The organism is Mesorhizobium sp. WSM4841 (assembly GCF_055811515.1).
This window is the reverse complement of the sequence record NZ_JBVVQC010000029.1, coordinates 1-16,825: the sequence shown is the minus strand read 5'-3', so window position 1 is coordinate 16,825 and position 16,825 is coordinate 1. Positions and strand designations below refer to the sequence as shown.

At 58.2% G+C, this 16,825-nt stretch carries 11 protein-coding genes and 1 pseudogene; 6 read left to right on the top strand and 6 right to left on the bottom strand.

From position 1 onward, the window contains the following. Positions 1–126: 126 nt before the first annotated feature. The gene (locus AC0L14_RS26505; protein ID WP_473751253.1) at positions 127–1,050 is read right to left on the bottom strand and encodes a hypothetical protein; all 924 of its coding nucleotides are present in this window, start codon (positions 1,048–1,050) and stop codon (positions 127–129) included. Then, entirely contained in the window at positions 1,040–2,512 is a 1,473-nt protein-coding gene (locus AC0L14_RS26500) for an N-6 DNA methylase (protein WP_473751252.1), read from the bottom strand. Before AC0L14_RS26500 ends, AC0L14_RS26505 begins: the two co-directional genes overlap by 11 nt. A gap of 1,325 nt (positions 2,513–3,837) precedes the next feature. Between AC0L14_RS26500 and AC0L14_RS26495 the strand changes: the two are divergent. The 6 genes and pseudogenes from AC0L14_RS26495 to AC0L14_RS26470 form a co-directional block, all read left to right on the top strand. Continuing rightward, positions 3,838–4,368 (top strand): annotated as a pseudogene (locus AC0L14_RS26495) (IS110 family RNA-guided transposase); the annotation flags it as partial. Between the two features lie 225 nt (positions 4,369–4,593). After that, positions 4,594–5,247, top strand: a complete 654-nt coding sequence (locus AC0L14_RS26490; protein WP_473751251.1) for a hypothetical protein — start codon at positions 4,594–4,596, stop codon at positions 5,245–5,247. Beyond that, positions 5,247–6,326 carry an ImmA/IrrE family metallo-endopeptidase gene (locus tag AC0L14_RS26485; RefSeq protein ID WP_473751250.1) on the top strand — a complete coding sequence of 360 codons (1,080 nt, stop codon included), beginning with the start codon at positions 5,247–5,249 and terminating at the stop codon, positions 6,324–6,326. Before AC0L14_RS26490 ends, AC0L14_RS26485 begins: the two co-directional genes overlap by 1 nt. Before the next feature lie 407 nt (positions 6,327–6,733). After that, complete coding sequence (locus AC0L14_RS26480) at positions 6,734–9,109, top strand: ABC-three component system protein (protein WP_473751249.1); 2,376 nt, start codon at positions 6,734–6,736, stop codon at positions 9,107–9,109. After that, on the top strand, positions 9,106–9,753 hold the full coding sequence (locus AC0L14_RS26475) for an ABC-three component system middle component 1 (RefSeq protein WP_473751248.1): 648 nt from the start codon (positions 9,106–9,108) through the stop codon (positions 9,751–9,753). Before AC0L14_RS26480 ends, AC0L14_RS26475 begins: the two co-directional genes overlap by 4 nt. Then, positions 9,750–12,887 (top strand): AAA family ATPase, encoded by a 3,138-nt coding sequence (locus AC0L14_RS26470; protein WP_473751247.1) that lies wholly within the window; start codon positions 9,750–9,752, stop codon positions 12,885–12,887. Before AC0L14_RS26475 ends, AC0L14_RS26470 begins: the two co-directional genes overlap by 4 nt. Positions 12,888–12,965: 78 nt before the next feature. Here AC0L14_RS26470 and AC0L14_RS26465 read toward each other — a convergent pair whose 3' ends face one another. The 4 genes from AC0L14_RS26465 to AC0L14_RS26450 form a co-directional block, all read right to left on the bottom strand. Continuing rightward, complete coding sequence (locus AC0L14_RS26465) at positions 12,966–14,201, bottom strand: HAD-IA family hydrolase (RefSeq protein ID WP_473751246.1); 1,236 nt, start codon at positions 14,199–14,201, stop codon at positions 12,966–12,968. Between the two features lie 2 nt (positions 14,202–14,203). Then, positions 14,204–15,262, bottom strand: coding sequence for a DNA-processing protein DprA (locus AC0L14_RS26460; protein WP_473751245.1), 1,059 nt, complete (start codon positions 15,260–15,262; stop codon positions 14,204–14,206). A gap of 95 nt (positions 15,263–15,357) precedes the next feature. After that, the gene (locus tag AC0L14_RS26455) at positions 15,358–15,714 is read right to left on the bottom strand and encodes a helix-turn-helix domain-containing protein (RefSeq protein ID WP_473751244.1); all 357 of its coding nucleotides are present in this window, start codon (positions 15,712–15,714) and stop codon (positions 15,358–15,360) included. A gap of 412 nt (positions 15,715–16,126) precedes the next feature. After that, the gene (locus tag AC0L14_RS26450; RefSeq protein ID WP_473751304.1) at positions 16,127–16,543 is read right to left on the bottom strand and encodes a tyrosine-type recombinase/integrase; all 417 of its coding nucleotides are present in this window, start codon (positions 16,541–16,543) and stop codon (positions 16,127–16,129) included. Between the last annotated feature and the right edge of the window lie 282 nt (positions 16,544–16,825).

Here is a 16,825-nt window from a genome sequence, read left to right as displayed (position 1 = left end):
CGAGGCTCAGACACCGAGTAGACGCTCGTTGTCGTTTGTCCGCGTAGTCGCCGAGGATGCTGTGTTCGGGGAGCGGCAAAGACGTCCTAAATGACCGAGATCAGGCGCAAACCGGCGTAACCTGGGCTATTCGCCTTCGGTACGCGCTTCGTAATCCAATCCGTCCAGCTGAAGTCCTGTGGATGCTGCATCCCAAGCGTATCGGCGCGTCACACTCGACAGGTCAGGAGCACTAACCACAAACCGCTCGTCATAGCGTGCGTATAAAGTATCGAAGAATCCGCTGAGGTTGAGCAGGCTGTCTCCAGTCGGAAAACTTTCGAACAGCGAACTACGCTGCTCACCGTGCATCTCGACCAGGCCAAACCCGATTGCCTCGTATCGGCTTACGTCATCTCGGATGCCACGACGACCCACAAGCTCTCGAAGCGCATTGTGGAAACGCACAATCGACTTCACCGGATCCCCGCCTTCTTCGATCGCTATGTCATTCGCAGTGAGCGTCTTGGTTCCTTCGGCGACCGAGCCGAGCTCTTCTATCGCTTCCTTCGCATCATCAAGCGCGGCCTCAACTTGCCGGTTAGCGCGAAGCAGCACGAGATATCCAAGGACCAGGGCGGGGTAGGTGATATGAAGGTTGGTGCACTCGCCAATCGTCTCTTCCATGCGATTGGTGAGATTCCGAAACGCCCCGGTCACGCCCTTGCACGAGACCGCAAGCACTGGTCCAATACCCTCGCGAGTGACAACCACATCGACGTTCTTCGTTTTGAGCCCGCCCAACACCGTGCGCTCGCCTCCCTCGCCCAATTTGGGTTCGAAATGGAGCAGCGGCGCCTTGCCTGAACGCCTCTGCACCCTGAAGGGTGGACGTGGCACTATATCATCCGGATCGAAGCCACCCTCGACCACCAGTCGGCATGCGACGTACCAATGTAGTGGCTTTATGTGGCTGGCGCTCTGCGTCTTACCGGTAAACTCAGCGAAGGCGCCAAGCGCCTCGGCTTGATTGGTCCACTGGCAGGTCTTCGCCTCCAGGTCAGTCGGCATAATGTCGCCAACTCTGCATTGACCGGATCGCGTCCTCCAGCTCTTCGTTATTGGCCCTGCCCACGGACGCGGCAGAGGCGAACACAATTCGTCCCGCTTCCCGCGGCTCCAGCTTCAGCATGCCCCCGCCGAGCGCATGACCTTCAAGCTCGCAGCTGAGACGCACAAAGGGGCTCGACCATTGAGGCAACAGCTTGCTGGCTAGCGCGTAATCGCGCACGCGAACAGAGTGAACGCTATTAGTACAGGAGACGCCGGCCGCGTTCTTTACAAGGTTGACGGTGCGGCCCGACATATAGCTCATCACGAAGTCGGGGATCTGGACATCGGGCACCGCATACCAAGGCGCGCGGTTACGGCACTTATAGCCAAGCCGCGCCTGGCGGCCGGCACTGCTGTCTAGATAGCGACGAACGGCGGGAGTAAGTTCCTGATCACGGTTCAGGCGAAGAAGGAGCACCTGATGGTCGCTTTTCGTCCAGGCAGCTACCGTCGCCTTTGTGATCTGGCGGTAAGGCATGGCGCGCCCATTACGCAGTGACGGCTGAAGAAATGCCGACGGGATGCCGAGGCGCTTCGCGTCCGACGGCCGAAGATGGAAAAAGTCATTGTCTCCGCTGACGTATCCGATTCCAACGTTCGCGAACTCGGATAAGCGACGGGTCTCCGGATCCGCGAGTGCCGAACCATAAAAGTTGCGCACGCTTGCCGGTAATAGATAAGGGCGCAAGCGAGAGTTCCAAACTGTCCGCCACTCTTCCAGGTCAACCCGCATTGTCGCCTTTGGGGGTGCCTTGGTAGGCTTAAAATTGTCCATGATAGTTAGGTCGATGGCACCGGCCTTCCCGCCGAAGCCATCGGCATAGAGCAGCCAGCAATCCTCCGACAGTGTCGGAAATAGCTTTCTGCGGACCGCGATAATCTGAACGGTTGAGAACGACCCCACCAGAAAATTCAGCAACGGCGCCGCATAGGGCGCGTGTCCGATTTCTGCCGGCACAACGAAGGCCATTCGTCCGCCTGGCTTCAAAAGCCCAGCAGTCGCGACTATGAATGGGGGCCAAGACGAACTCAGTCCGCTGAACCGCGCGCCTAAATTGAGGCACAGGTCGAACGCCCTCCTGCGCATTTCGCCATTGAAGGTCTGGTATCGAATGAAAGGTGGATTGCCTGCAGCGCACTCGAAGCGCTCACTTGTTGCATTAGCCCAAGTGAAGAAATCGCCTTCGTGTACCAAAGCGCTTGGCGCGCGTTCGATCGCTCGCTGCGCCGAGTTCGGATTCTGCTCAACACCAACGCTGTTCCCGTGGAGCGCTAAAAATCGGCCGTCGCCGCATGATGGGTCGATCATACGGTCATTGGGCTTCCGACAAGCCCAGGCGACTAGCGTTGCACTGACGCTGTCGGGCGTGAAATACGCGCCCGACCGCTTCTGCGAATATTCCGTAGAGCCCCTCACCATTGTGTGCACCTTACTCAGATCGCCTCGCTCTGCAACTTGTAAGATGAGAACATAACAGGAACTTGCATCGCCCGCAAAGTCGGAACTTTGCGGCGCCTCGCAATGGAATGGCAGCGAGGCTATGGCGAGAGCTGGCCACTATATTTCTGCCGATGAGAGATTGCGATCATTGACTTTCAAAGTGTCAACTCCGTGATGCCTCCTGAACAGAGTCAGCCTGTGGGCACCCTGTCACGGCATCCTTGAGTCTGGCCAGGCTTGTCGCGACCGCCGAAGTACCATTAGGCCGATAAAGCTTTTTGCACCCGCTGCTCCAGGGACACTCTCGGCGAACGAGCCTGCGGTCGGCCGCCATCCTACGGCCGACGCTGGCGATGTCGGCTGTCGCCGAGCCGCAACGAAGACCGCGCAGGCAGCCTGGGCCGACCGCCGATCGCGAGTCACCGCAAGCCAAGTCGACGAGATCCTGACGTCTGGGATCCACCAGCCCACTGCCTGCCGAGCGGAGATCACCTCAGCGACCGAGTCCCCCTCCGAGACGTAGGTTTTCTGTCGAGCGTCTCGCCGGCGTCTCTGACTACGCCCTCATCCCGGCCCACGCTCACTCAATTGCCCGCCGAGCCGCCGCACACTGCGTTAAGTTGCGGAAATCGCTGAGAAAGCATGAATCTCGCAATGTGCAGTAAACATCCACACATTGCAAAATCACCCTCTAAGTTATTGAAAAACAACCGCCAGACATTAGCGCAAGGTGCCATCTTAATCGGTTGTGTTTGGCGATACTTTGTAACTACCATCGTTCCTCCTTCAGTATGCGATAAGATACGAATCTATGCTCTGCGCTACGATTCCGCGTTCTGGCGTTGAGTTCCGATGCGCCGTGCAATCTTCCGCGCTCTGCGACGGGGTGTCTTGGCTGCACGAATGCAGCGCTCGAACCGTCGTGGCGCACTTTTCCATCGGACTGACGGAGCATCGTCACAGGCAATCGAGCGCGGTCCGGCCGTCTGTCGATCGGCGCGGCCGCAGGCAGGATAATTTGCGTTCCGTCGTTCCTGGTCTGCATCGGTCCTCATCCGCCGGGGCGGATCTCCTTGACTCAGATGGCTGACGCCATGCGTTTCAACTGCCGCCACACCGCTCATCGATGTGCACCGAGAAGCTTGCGGGCCTTGCCATGCGCGCGCGCTGCGCGGCGGCGCCCTCACCCGCGGCCGGATCGCCGAGGTAGAACGTGCCGTCGCTCCACATAATGGTATGGACCGGCCGCGCTCTGCCGGCGCGACGGCAACGCTGTAGAAGCGCAATCGCGAAAGGAGCACACCATGACTGACATCACTCGGTATGACGAAAGCGTCGCTTCGATCGGTATGGATCTCGGCAAGAACAGCTTCCATCTCATCGGAATGGATGCGCGTGGGAAAGTGATCATGCGAGAGAAACTGACGCGTGGACGACTGGATCGGTATATGGCCAACCTCCCGCCGTGCCTGGTTGACGTCGAAGCCTGTGCAGGCGCACACCACATTGGCCGTCGACTGGGAGCCTTCGGACATGACGTTCGGCTGATCCCGGGACAGTACGTCAAACCCTTCCAGGAAGGGCAGAAAAACGACTACCGCGACGCCGAGGCCATTGCCGAGGCAGTGCAGCGGCCCACCATGCGCTTCGTTCCAATCAAGAGCGCCGAGCAGCTCGACCTTCAGGCCCTGCATCGGGTTCGCAGCAGGCTCGTCGGCCACCGCATGGCGGTCATCAACCAGCTTCGCGGTTTCCTTCTCGAGTGCGGGGTTATCGTCCCGCAAGGGCCTGCGAGACAGATGCTGCCATCTCTGTTGGCTGAGCGACTTGATGTGGGCGATGTCGAGCGCATCGGCCTTGCCGGCCTTGTTGCGCTACGCCAATCTCAGAACGCGAACATGCTGAGTCCACAGGCGCCATGACGAGCTTGCTCTCATTGGCGAGCGATCGCCACCGAAATGGTGATCGGGTTGGCGGAGGTGTGGCGGCGAGAGGATAGACTGGACTTCATTTTTGTTACCTGCTAGAAGGTTAAAAAAATGAAGTGCGAGCGATGTGTCATGACGATGTCAGCGACTATTGTCCATCAGCATCCATTCGAGGCGAGGCGCCGGCTTGCTGAGTTGAATGTCTCGATCGAGGCTGTGACGAGAGCGGTATTGGCGGGCCATACGGCTAGGCTTAACTGTACCGATAACGATCCACCGTTCATTCCAGGCACCGAAGCTTGGCGGTTTGTGGTGCGTACCCTCCGGGACGAGTTGTTGCCACTGGGCTGGCGCAAGGATGACCCAAGCAACTACTCATTAGTGGTCAATGATTCTACGCAGATTAACATTGTCGTTGCGAGTGCCGATGGCCTGACTTGCTCGCCATTTGGGTCACCGAGAACCAAGTCTCTAAAGGGGCTTTTCACAGAAGCAGCCGTTCTAAAAAACAACCTCGAGACAGATATGTTTCCGGAGACGATCGAGGCGGAACTTCGAAGGGCAGCCACGATATTGAGCTACCACACCTGGATGTTGTTAATCCATATCGACGATGAGGACTGCCGTGCCGAGCTCTCGCTGCCATCAGCCTATGATGAGCGCAACATAACTGACTGGGGGGAGCGCATATTCATTCCGTTGCCGGGTGTGGACGGCGGGGTGCCGGTCCAAGACCCGATTGAGGACTTTGAGATTGATGTGCCGGTGAAGCGCAAGGCGGCATAATGTTTAATAGATCGCGGCTTACAGTGGCTCGTCAGCGGGCCGGCCTGACGATGAAAGAGCTCGCTGCAAAGACTGGTATCGAGCCCCGTACGGTCACGGGTTATGAAGCCGGCGAATATCTTCCGAGCGAGGATGTTGCCAAGAAACTTGCCCGCTCCTTGGGGTTTCCGCTTTCATTTTTTTTGTCGGATGATCTGGACATTCCGCGCGCCGAAGGGGTCAGCTTCCGATCGATGAGCAAGATGACGGCACGCCAGCGAGACGGGGCGATTGCCGCAGGGGCAATAGCGTTCTTGATGTCTGATTGGTTGGATAGAGAGTTTGATCTGCCCGTCTCTGCTGTTCCCGATATGCGAGAAGATACACCGCAGAGTGCTGCAGCCGGCCTCCGTGATTTTTGGGGCCTTGGTAACCGGCCAATCAAGAACATGGTGCACCTTCTGGAATTAAGGGGGGTTCGCGTCTTTTCCCTAGGCGAGGATGGAAAGGAGGTTGACGCCTTTTCAGTCTGGCGCGGGGAGAAACCTTACGTATTTCTCAATTCTCAGAAGTCTGCCGAGCGAAGCCGTTTCGACGCTGCCCATGAGTTAGGGCATCTTGTCTTGCACAAGCACGCGGCGCCAAATGGTCTTGAGGCAGAAAAACAAGCGAACGAGTTCGCTGCGGCTTTCCTTATGCCGGAAGGTCCCCTCCGGGCGGTTGGTCGCATCACAGGGCTACCAAAAGTTATCGAACTTAAGCGAGCGTGGTCTGTTTCAGTGGCTGCGATGACATATCGGCTTCATGAACTCGGCTTGGTATCGAAGTGGACCTATCAGCAGTTGTTTATGGAGATTTCTCGGCGGGGTTGGCGAACGGATGAACCAATGCAGATGCGCCGTGAACAGTCGCAGGTATGGAAGAAGGTCCTTGATGATCTCCGTCAAGATGGGACCAGCGTGGATCGACTTTCGAGTATCCTGTTCGTTCCTGAATCGGAGGTCGTCAAACTTCTTTTTGGCCTCGTGACTATGGGCGTGCCATCTACACCCAATGCATTGACAACGCCCAGAAGGGGAAATTTACGGCTTGTGAAGTGAGGCAGGTCGGTCTCTTTGTTGGGCAGCCGTCCTGTTGGCAGCTGTTCAGTGATGCGGCAAGCTTGCTGGCTGCCCTATCCTGTCTATTCCGCAGTATTTTACCAAGCTTGACTGGTCGTGCACCGCGCCTGAATAGGCGATCAGATTTCATTTCGCTTCGGCTCCACCTTTGGCTAAAAGCAGCAAAGCAACACGCGAGGCGAAATGCGCGCCTTGCCGATGGAAAACTTACTTGGCAGGACTTTCCAATACCGGATAAGTGAGCAGAAGAGGGCGCCAACTAGACTGCGGTCGCATTACCTGCTTTTGCGACGGTTGTGTGGTTGAACAAAATCTCTCAATAAAAGTCTGAGCCCCAGTCACAATGCTAGCAGCGCTCTCTTGCTGCTTATGGAAGTAAATATTTGATGGCAACCGCAGTGATGGATCATGCCGGCCTGATCAACGCCTCTCGAACGCCGTCCGCAAAAACCGTCTATTTCGTTGGTCCCTTCCACCCTCGAATCACGTTCTATTCGCAACAGGTTCGCGCCCTGCGGCTCGCCCAAGCGATGCACGAGCTCGATCTTGTCAAAGCTAGCCATCAGATCGCGGTCGTGGGCGCTGGCGCTGCTGGCTCGACCATTGCGGCGGCACTCGCCCTGCTCGACAAGCAGGTGACGCTATACGATCCCGCTGCGCAGATTTTGCAGTTACAGAGTGCGTCGTCGCGCCTACTTCATCCGCATATATATGAATGGCCAGCTCGAGGGTCGCTCGACGATCGAGCTGGCCTGCCGGTAATGGATTGGTCGGCAGGGACCGGCGGAGTCGTGTGCAACGCACTGCGCGGCGAGTTTTCGAAGATTGACGTTTCGCTGCCCAACCTGACGTTTCGGCCAAGCCACAAGCTGATCGAGATTGCGCCATCAGGTGCGGCCTGGCAGCTTAGTTTTGACACTTCCAACGGGCTTCAGAACCGCGTCTTTCAGCACGTCGTTCTCGCCATGGGATTCGGAGACGAGCGCTCGTCTGGCAATGTGGTACCCGAAGACTATTGGCGGCCAGGCGCGATCGGCACGCCGGCAACTGAACCAGTCTCAGGCGCCAGCTATGTCGTCAGCGGCAATGGCGACGGCGCGCTGACGGAAACGCTGGGACTTCTAGTCGATGGGTTCGAACATGTCAGCTTTACGCGCGGCTTTCTTGGGTTCTTTCCAGGCGACGAACTTCGAATCGCGGCGAACGCAATCTTCGCCGGAGTGGCGTTTGAACAAGATATCGAGGCGAACCTGCGTACCTCTCTTCTACCCATTTTGGAGATGCATGGCGTGCTGGATCGACTGCGCCCCATGCTCCGCAAGGACCGGGTTGTCACTATCAATTCGAGTGGGCCGCTGTTTGCTGCCGGAAGGGCTTCGCAGCTCAACCAGTGCATGGTGTTTGCACTGCTCGAGGCAACCAAGGTTGAAGGCCTCACTATCCAGCGTACAAGAGGGTTTGTTAAAACGACGAAGAAGACAACGACTGGTACTGCGCTGGAGGGCATCAGTTTGGGCACCACTCCGTATGTGGACTCATTCAAGCACGTCGTTCTGCGCCATGGACCGGACATAGACAACAGGTACACCCCCGCCGCTTCGCTTCTGGCTGACTATAAGGCGCACCTGACTCCACTGCTGGCCGCTACACCTGGTCTAGCGGCCCCGCCAGTGCTCGATGAAGCAACCTTCGAACTGTTCGAAGAGCTGCGGATTCAAAAGATCGCGGATTACGCATCCAAGCAGCAGCAGCTTGTTCAGGCCGATGAAGCAAAGCGAATTTTGGAAATCCTGGTTGACCCCGCTGCGAATGTTCTGATCGAGCGCGGTAGTCAGAAATTGGCCGAAATTGCGCTCGCTTGCGAGCAGCTACCTAAACGCGTGACGATTGATATTTACGTGCTGCCAAGTCAGTTGCCAGAGGCGAGAGATCTCGTCCGGCTAACCAAAGGTAGTGCCGGCAAGATTGACCTCCGGGCGCACTCGACCGTCTCAGCCGAGTGGACGAAGCTACTCCCCGGAATGGGAACAGCACCCGCTCCAACATCCGTGCGGGCCGCCCGGGACTATGACGGCGCTCAGATAGTGCCCGGTGTCGATGCCTGCCTTATGCGCGTGCTGGACGGACGTGTTCAACAGGTAATCGCGCAGGGGCAGACCCCTCCATTGGGGAAATTGTCGGCTTCTTTAGTTGCTGAAGTCGGCAACGCCTGGAGCGCGTGGAAGCCAATATTGGATGCGAACAACACGCTGCGCTTTGATTTTCTTCGCTGGCTCGCACAAGTCGATCAGCGGGAAATCAGCCCGTGGGACGGTGACTACGGCAGTCTTCAGCGCATGGCGAACGCGCTCATCATGATCCTAGCGGCGCACTGCCAGCAGCCGTTTGCGCCAATATCAGTCGAGCGAGGCAATCTTAGCTTTGCAACCGATGCCGTTGCACTGGGTACGGGATGCGAGGTGATAGGTTCTGATCCAATCTCAATCCGAACGGAACCTGACGATTGGGGTGTCGACGCGCTGATTCTTTCGGCCAGCGGCGAGGTTGACGTCCGAAACCCCGCGGGCCGTGTTCTCGATGGGGGCACAATTGGAACAACTATGAGGTCAGCGCGACGTGTTAGCCCGGCAATTATTCAAAATACCGGCTACTGGCGAACGCGTTTGGCTGGTGACATCGCCAAATGGAAAGAGGCTGTGGCTGAAGAATTCGCCGCATTGCGCCAGCGTCAGGACGACCAGCTGAACGGAGTGTCAAAATGACGGCAGAGGAACTCAAGGACAGGCTGATTGCATCCGCAAAGGTTTTAGATTGGACGACGGCGATCGTGCCCGAATTCACGCATGCCAAGTTCCGTGGCCGGTCGGACGAATCCACGGTTCCGCTTCCTGGTGGGGCCTTTGGTCTAAGACTTGGCGACTACCCGACCATCGTTGCGCCGGTGATGCTTGGCAGCGTGGAGGAGATGCAAGCGTCGCTCCGCAGGCTGCACAGCCAAATGGTCATTGCGCGATCATACATGCGCGCCGAGGAAGTCATCAACGCCCACTTGATACTTTGCGCCACCAATCCTTCGCCGGAAGCGGATTGGCGTAACGTTGTAGATCTTGCGGAGCGGGACGAGACGGTCTGCCGCAAGCTCATATGGATCCCGGACAAGGGGGCTATAGACGCCTCGTATAAGGAGTTCCTCACCAGGACATTTCTTGCGGCACCGTGGCGCGAGGCCGACGAAAGTCTCAACGCGCCACTGGACAACAACCAAGGATTGGCTCAGCGGACACTGGTCGCCCGCGGGCTAACAAACGAAGTCGCCCAGCAATGGGTCAGCGCTGTGAGGCGAGTGAAGGATGATCCCGACGCTCTGGTTGTAGAGTTGGTCTCGGCAAGAGAGGCAACACAATGAGCCAAGTCTATCTCACCGGTGTCGAGCTTGTTGAATTCCGCAGCTTCGCAAATCTGAAGATAGAACTGGCGGCACAGCCGAGCGTGCTAATCGTCCACGGAAGCAATGGGTTGGGCAAGTCGTCGCTTTTCGATGCACTAGAGTGGACGCTCACAGACAACATCGACCACTTCCGTCCAGCCAACGGGTACGACAAGGTGGGCAAGTACCTCTGCCGCTGGCGTGATGAACCCGGCTCGACATCGGTTGCGATGAGTTTTTCGGACGGCAAGGTGATTGAACGTCAGCTTGCCTCGCCCCAAGCGGTCAGTTCCACACTGGCAGGGGTGGATGACATCTCGCAGTATCTGAGGTCCGATGCGTGGAAACCGCAGATCAGCGCCCTCAATCGCTATCTACTCCTCACGCACTTCCTTGGGCAGTCGACGCTTTCGCGGCTCACGCATCGATCGTCTGACGAGCGCTTCGAGATCCTCAAGGAGGCGGCGCAGAGTGCCGAACTTGAAGCGATCGGCATCGCAATGCACGGGAAAGGCAGCAATGCCGCCGCACGCGCATTCGCGAAGCGAATCAGCGATCTTGAGCGAGACATCAATGACCTGCGAAACCTCCTCTCCCAGGAGGCCGAGCTTTGGCAGGGTGCTCAGGCTTCGGGAGCAATCGACGATGGCGGCGCGCGCGACCTTGTTCAACAGATCGCGAGTGCCCTGAGCCGCGTGCCGTCGGTAGTTGGAAGCAACGTGCCGGGGGCCATAAGCATTGACCGCATTAACGATGATGCATTGCAGACATCGATAGCTACCGCAGCTGCAGCGGTCAGAAGCCGTCGTCTAGCGATCGCACAATCGCGCCTTGTGTTGGAAGAGAAGGGTCGGAACTCGCTCGAAGTAGCGCAGAAGAGAGCGGCGTTGTTGGAGGCGGAGCGCGAACTTGGGGCAGCAGCCGCAGCGGCCACGCAAGCCACCGCTGATGCTGCTTCGAAGCGCGGCGAGGCCGCGACGAAGCTCCAAGCCCTTGCGACCACGCGAAACGCGCATGTGCAGCTTGTCCAACTGCGCGAGGCAACGGTGCGCCTAGCGCAGCTGCGTGATGAGCATCGGAGGGTTGCAATTTCGCTAACCGAGGCGGAGCAGCCGCTCGAAGTCGCAGAAAACGAAGTCGAACGAGTTGAACGCAGGCGCCAGATCATTGCGCGTCTCGAAAGCGAAATCACTTCAACCGACAACCAAATCGCCTCATTGCGAGAAGAGGTCGGCCGGTGTGCGCAATGGATCGCGCGATCAAGCAGTATAGACGTTCAGCGGCGGACGCTGGCGTCGATGGAGTTGGGGAACCCGTCCATCGATCAGGCAGTCGACTCTGCCGCGGCCGCTTTAGACGAAGCACACCGAATAGCAGGTGTACAGGAATCGTTGCTTGCGGAAATGCGGAAGTCCGTTGGTACAATGACCGCTGCCGTTTCCACGATTGCCACACACCTGCCGGTTGATGCATGTGACTGTCCGGTTTGCGCGACCCGTTTTGACAATGCGGACCTGCTGCAAGAACGAGTCGCGCTTGCGGCCGCGCGCCTTGCGCCACTGCTCGTCGAGCAAGAGGAAGCCTCACGACGCGCACAGACCGAATTGAGCGCCGTTGCGGATCGGCTCAAGACAGTGCGAGGACTTCAATCGGAAATCCAGTTGGCTCGCCAGCAAGTGACTTCCGAACAGTCCCACAATGACCAGTTGCTCGAAAGGATCGCTTGGGCGGGTCCTGCGGACATCGGCAGCCTTGAAGGCTATCATCGCGAACTCGCATCGAAAATCCAGTCACTCCAGGCAAGACGTGACCGTCGCGGACGTTGGATCTCTCGCTTGGCACCAGAGGATATTTCCTCCTTACTGGGTGATGCCGTCAGAAGACGGGACGACGCGTTACGCCAACGGGAAGCGCTTGCTCGTGGTCTGTCCGATCTCGCTGCCGCCGAGCAAGTCGCTGCTGCGGAGGTTTTTACTCGTACGACGGTGGCTTTTCCGAGCGAGCCAACACAGCTCGGGGCGGACCGGCTAGAATCAGCCATCGATACTATTGCCCACGCACTACAGCAGTCCCAGGAAGCTTGCGACGCAGCACGCGATGTCGCCACAGAGTTCGATGCGCGTGCAGCGTCGTTGCAGCAGGCGGTCGCGAGCGTGGTAGCGCGGGTTGAGGAGCTGACAAAGCAGCATTCACAAGCCGTTTCCGAGGCGCAGCGCATTCAATCGCAATGGGGTCAGCTCGGATGGTTGGAGAATGGTCCGACGGTGTCGGATCTGGAAGGTGCCGATCGAGATGTGACCGCTTTCGAGAGTGCCGTCGAGGAAGCGATGCTGACCCATCGCCGACTTCGTGAGGGTCGTGAGGCATGGGCACGTCAACAGGCCCATCGAGGAACCTTCGAACGCCTGCGTCTGGCGGTCGACTTGGCGCCCAACAGCGAGCGCGATCAGATACGCGACGTGGCGGAGAAGAATCTGGCCGGGAAGCAGCGGCAGTTAGAGGCAACGAAGCAAGCCAAGGAAATCGCCAGTCTCGCAAGCGCCGACATCGCACGCGAGGTCGAAGAGTTCAACGCAGAATATATTCAGCCGCTCGACGCCCTGATGAAACAGATCAACAGGGCAATTCTGTGTGACCCTCGCGTCGGCATCGACCTTCATGTCAGGCGCAAGAAAATTGAGCAGAGTGTATCGAGCAACGGCGAGCTCCCGGCCGCCATCGGCCAGATTGACCCGCTGCTTGTGCACAGCGAAGGGCAGATGGCCGCATTGGCGGTAAGTATGCTTTGCGCAGCAAGTCTCACTTATCCATGGGCACGCTGGCGTGCATTGGTCCTCGACGATCCGCTTCAACACAATGACGCCATTCACGCGGCCGCGTTTGCTGATTTCATTGCAAACTTAGTGCAGCAGAAGAACTATCAGGTCCTGCTTTCAACTCACGATTTGGGCCAGGCAGAATTCCTGCAGCGCAAGTTTGATGCACGTCGTATTCCTTGTGCCACATTGAGCTTGTTGGGGCGGGGCAAGGAAGGCGTCGAGTGGGTGTTCAAGCATTCGCGGCTGGGACATGCCGCGCTCGCTTCTGCTCCACCTCCGGCCGCCAATGCGTGATCGCTGTCTCCGAGATGGCAAGCACACGGACCACCAGACGCCGAAGGGGCCAGACAAAGGTGTCCAGACCCGATAGCGTTAGAAGTCTTCCGTGTGCTGGCAGTTGTGCGGATAGCCTGAACAGCCCCAAAACTTTACGTGCGTCGTGTGATTCTCGCGAATCTTCATCGATCGCCCGCAGGCGGAACAGGTCTTTCGCGAGAAGACGCGCTGATCCTTGGCGATCGCCATCACTCGGACCTCGCCGGCCCCGTTGGCGTTAAGAATGCGCATACACTCTCTCGTCGTCTCTCCGGTTGTGTAGACATCGTCGAGCAGCAGAATCTTGGCGCCCCCCCAAGTATAGTCCGTGTCAAAGGCATCCTTTATGGCCTCCGCACGCTCCAGGGCGTTCATCTGCTTGTAACCTTCGACCTCCTTGACAGTTTTCAGGCCGCTGAGTTCAACCTCGATATCCTCGTCGAAATGGGCGGAAGCGCTTTCGAGCAGTTCCTTGAAGCGGTTGCGCTCCTGCGAGGGCTTCATGGGTACGGGGATGATGCAATCGGGATTCCAGTCGAAAAGGGCGACGGCGCGGCCAACGCATTCGCCGAGGATTTGCGCTTGGCTGTCATTATTTTTCAAAGACAACACGGCCGCGCTCAAGGCGCTCGTCGCATGCCGCGGATCGGAAGCCGTGAAATAGCGGCCGAGTGCATAAACGACGGGCTCATCGTCGCAATGGAGAATAGAGCCCCAATGGCTGTGGAAGGGCCATTTGCTGGTCAGCGCTTCGCCGATGTAGCCGCGCCCACCGATGCGGTCTCGGCGTAGCAGCGTCGAGGCCTTCGACATGAAAATGTCGGGCGCACTGGACGAGAGCTCGAAGATCGACGTAGGACCCCAGCGGACTGCAACGGAAGCCAATCCGGCGTGATAGGCGGCCTCTACATCTCCGACATCATCGCCGATGTAGAGCGACTCCCGGCTTGCTGCGATGCCAAGGCGCCGGAGGGCTTCTTGGATTGGCGCAGGATCTGGCTTGTGGTTCTCGGTGTCGCCGTAGCTGACCAGCACGTCATAAGGGATACGGAACTGTTGAAGAACAGCGGTCGCGTACCATTCAGGCGACGACGTCACGATGCCGACTGCTTGTCCGTCGGCCCGCAGCAGCGCAGGAAGTTCATGCGGCGCGGCCCGGCCTTGTGCCGGAAAAGATCGGATCAGATTCATATTCTGACGAACGGCTTCCCACATTTGCGAGCGTCGCAGATGCGCGAGCGCCGAGCTGTCGACGAGCGTCATGTCGAGGTCGAAAAGAAAGACGTTCGGCATGGTCAAAGCATCGACATCTGCGTAGGCAACGATGGCCGAACTGGCGTGTCTTGGGCTGCTGCATCACCAGCCACGCGATTTTCTAGCAGCTCAAGCATAGAAGTGTAATCCTCCTTGCTGGCGAGCGGCACTGCCACGGGGCCATTGCGATATCGTTCGATTAGGATGCGCCGATAGTCGCCTTCGGCACGGGCGGCGTCCGCGAAGCGCGTCGCCGAAAACTGCGTCATCGCGAGGATGCCCTGACTCTTGGGTTCTTCGGCATGGCGGCCCTGCGGCACTGGCGCAAACAGCAGGCGGTTCTGCTGGATCGTGAAGCGGACAGTGTGCATCGATCCGCCCTTGATGTCCGTTTGCATGACGAAGGTCGCGATCGAAAGCCCGCTCTGCAGTCGATCGCGCTGAACGAGATTGCGCGGCGAGGGCGGCACGCCGAAAGGCTGCTCACTGACCAGTGCGCCGCTCTTCTCCAGAATCTCGTCGGCAAGCTTGGTATTTTGTTTCGGGTATATTCCGTCAAGACCGCCTGCCATTACGGCAACGGTCTGCCCACCATGGCGTAGCGCCGCTTGGTGGCTCAGCGTGTCGACGCCGGTCGCCAGACCGCTCACAATCGTCCAATTTGCGGCAACTAGTGTTTCAACGATCCTGTCGCTGACGATTTCGCCGAACTCGGACGGCTCGCGTGTACCTATGCAGGCGACACTCCGACGGGGCGGCAAAGTGCCCTTGACGAATAGGATGGGCGGACGATCGGTGAGCGATCGAAGGGCGTCCGGATAGTCGACGTCGAAGATGGAGAGCACACGCACGTCACGACGGTGAGCCTCATCGAGCACCCGCTGCGCCTTCTCGCCGGCGTTGACGATTGCAGTAGGCTCATGAAGACTTTCGGCAACGGCAGCCGAGACGACGGATCGAAGCTTCGCGGGCTCGGCACCTATGATTGCGTCAAGCAGCGAAAATCGTTCCGCAAGGCGTTCAGCCGTGGCGGGTCCGATGCCGCGCAAAGCGGTGAGCGTTAAAATGCCTGCTGCGGTTCGTGTCTCGATGCCAATCATGGAATTCAACGCCTTTCAAAATTGTGGCCGGCCTTCAGCATTCTGATAGTTTCGCAGAAAGTTGCGTACTTGTTGGTCATCCGCGGCGTCCGACCTTAGCGAGAGAGGTTTTTGGGAGGGACGAGATTTTCGGAGATCGTGGCAGCGATCTCACCGAGAGCATGGATGCGCACGGCCGGCTGCTTCGGTAGCCTGACCGTCAACTCAAGCTTTCCGCCGACGGCTTCGACATAGCTGCGAAGCGTCGAGACGTGCATATCAACTTGGTTTTCGATCTTCGAAACAGACGGTTGTTTGATCTTCAGAGCGGCCGCAACATCTGCTTGTGCCTTGCCTGCGATCCGGCGGAGTGCCCGAAGACCCTCTACGTCCTGGGTCCTCTCCACATACCGCACATCGATGCGATCCCGCTGCGGCATGGATGCGATGACGTCATCGAGACCGCGTCCCATGGAATTGACTCCGTAATGTTGGCGACCGACTTCCCATCATACGGACACGCTAGATTTGCGAGAGGGGTCGCGCGATCGCTATGAAGTAAGTCAGGAGCTCGATTTGCTATCCAGAACGTTCTATCGAACTGCCGGAACGCCCACTCTCTTCACCGAATATAGCTCTCAGGCTATGTTGGGTCAACGAAAAGTAGCATCGGAGTGGATGCCGGGCCGTGCCTTGTATCTGAGGGCAACTTTTCAGCCGCTATAGCAGTGAACCGGCATTGTAGCCGGTTTTGTGACGGAAGCTGGTTCGAGGTCTCCGGCACCTTTTCGACCCGTTGGGCCGAGCGCGAGCTAGCCTGTCGTCTGCTTACGGCCACATAAGGCAAGCAGCGGACCAAGCCTAGTCGAACCATCGTAGGAATGACTAGACAGCCTTGGCGTGAATGACTTCGCGCACAGCGATCATGTCCGTCACAATATCTTTAACTCGTGCTGCATCGATTCCCTCGTCCATAAGGCGGGCGGACAATGATTGGATCAGCCCGTCGAGATCAGCCAAATCCTCCGCCCCTGCGGATTGTCTCGGGGCCCTTCGCGATGCGTTGTTGTCTCCGGCGAGCGCGGCAGCAATTTTCTTCGTCACCCGATTGGCGGCCCGCCGAGACGGGTCGTTTTGTACGTGAGCGTAGATAGATGTCGAACGCGGATTTGAATGTCCCAAGATCGCGCCTGTCAGTGCCATCGCTTCACCCGTTGAAATCGCGGTCGAACCGATAGTATGCCGAAGGGTGTGAGGCGTAACTCCAGGAAGCTTTGCCTTTTTTATCGCCTTCGCCCAAATGCGTTTCGTGCCCTGGAAATAGCTGTCGCCACGTATTGAGCCAGAGAGTGATGCCGCTCGCGCCCGCGTCGCTTCAGGCGGCGTTGCCCTTCGCGCCCCAGATGGTGAAGGCGGGCCGATGACTAACGCGACGCTTCGTCAAATCCTGTCAGCGACTGGCTACATGGCCGACGGCGAAGCTGCGCCGGGCGTTCTGCTGGGCGAGGAAGCTCGCTTGGGCCGGCGAGGCCGATCCTTCACGCCGGACGAAAAGATGGGGCGACCGACTTTGGGGTGCGGGGG

What these genes read in the sequence shown, in the direction of transcription:
- AC0L14_RS26505 (WP_473751253.1), bottom strand. Translation starts at nt 1,050, where the DNA reads ATGCCGACTGACCTGGAGGCGAAGACCTGCCAGTGGACCAATCAAGCC.
- AC0L14_RS26500 (WP_473751252.1), bottom strand. Translation starts at nt 2,512, where the DNA reads ATGGTGAGGGGCTCTACGGAATATTCGCAGAAGCGGTCGGGCGCGTAT.
- AC0L14_RS26490 (WP_473751251.1), top strand. Translation starts at nt 4,594, where the DNA reads ATGACGATGTCAGCGACTATTGTCCATCAGCATCCATTCGAGGCGAGG.
- AC0L14_RS26485 (WP_473751250.1), top strand. Translation starts at nt 5,247, where the DNA reads ATGTTTAATAGATCGCGGCTTACAGTGGCTCGTCAGCGGGCCGGCCTG.
- AC0L14_RS26480 (WP_473751249.1), top strand. Translation starts at nt 6,734, where the DNA reads ATGGCAACCGCAGTGATGGATCATGCCGGCCTGATCAACGCCTCTCGA.
- AC0L14_RS26475 (WP_473751248.1), top strand. Translation starts at nt 9,106, where the DNA reads ATGACGGCAGAGGAACTCAAGGACAGGCTGATTGCATCCGCAAAGGTT.
- AC0L14_RS26470 (WP_473751247.1), top strand. Translation starts at nt 9,750, where the DNA reads ATGAGCCAAGTCTATCTCACCGGTGTCGAGCTTGTTGAATTCCGCAGC.
- AC0L14_RS26465 (WP_473751246.1), bottom strand. Translation starts at nt 14,201, where the DNA reads ATGCCGAACGTCTTTCTTTTCGACCTCGACATGACGCTCGTCGACAGC.
- AC0L14_RS26460 (WP_473751245.1), bottom strand. Translation starts at nt 15,262, where the DNA reads ATGATTGGCATCGAGACACGAACCGCAGCAGGCATTTTAACGCTCACC.
- AC0L14_RS26455 (WP_473751244.1), bottom strand. Translation starts at nt 15,714, where the DNA reads ATGGGACGCGGTCTCGATGACGTCATCGCATCCATGCCGCAGCGGGAT.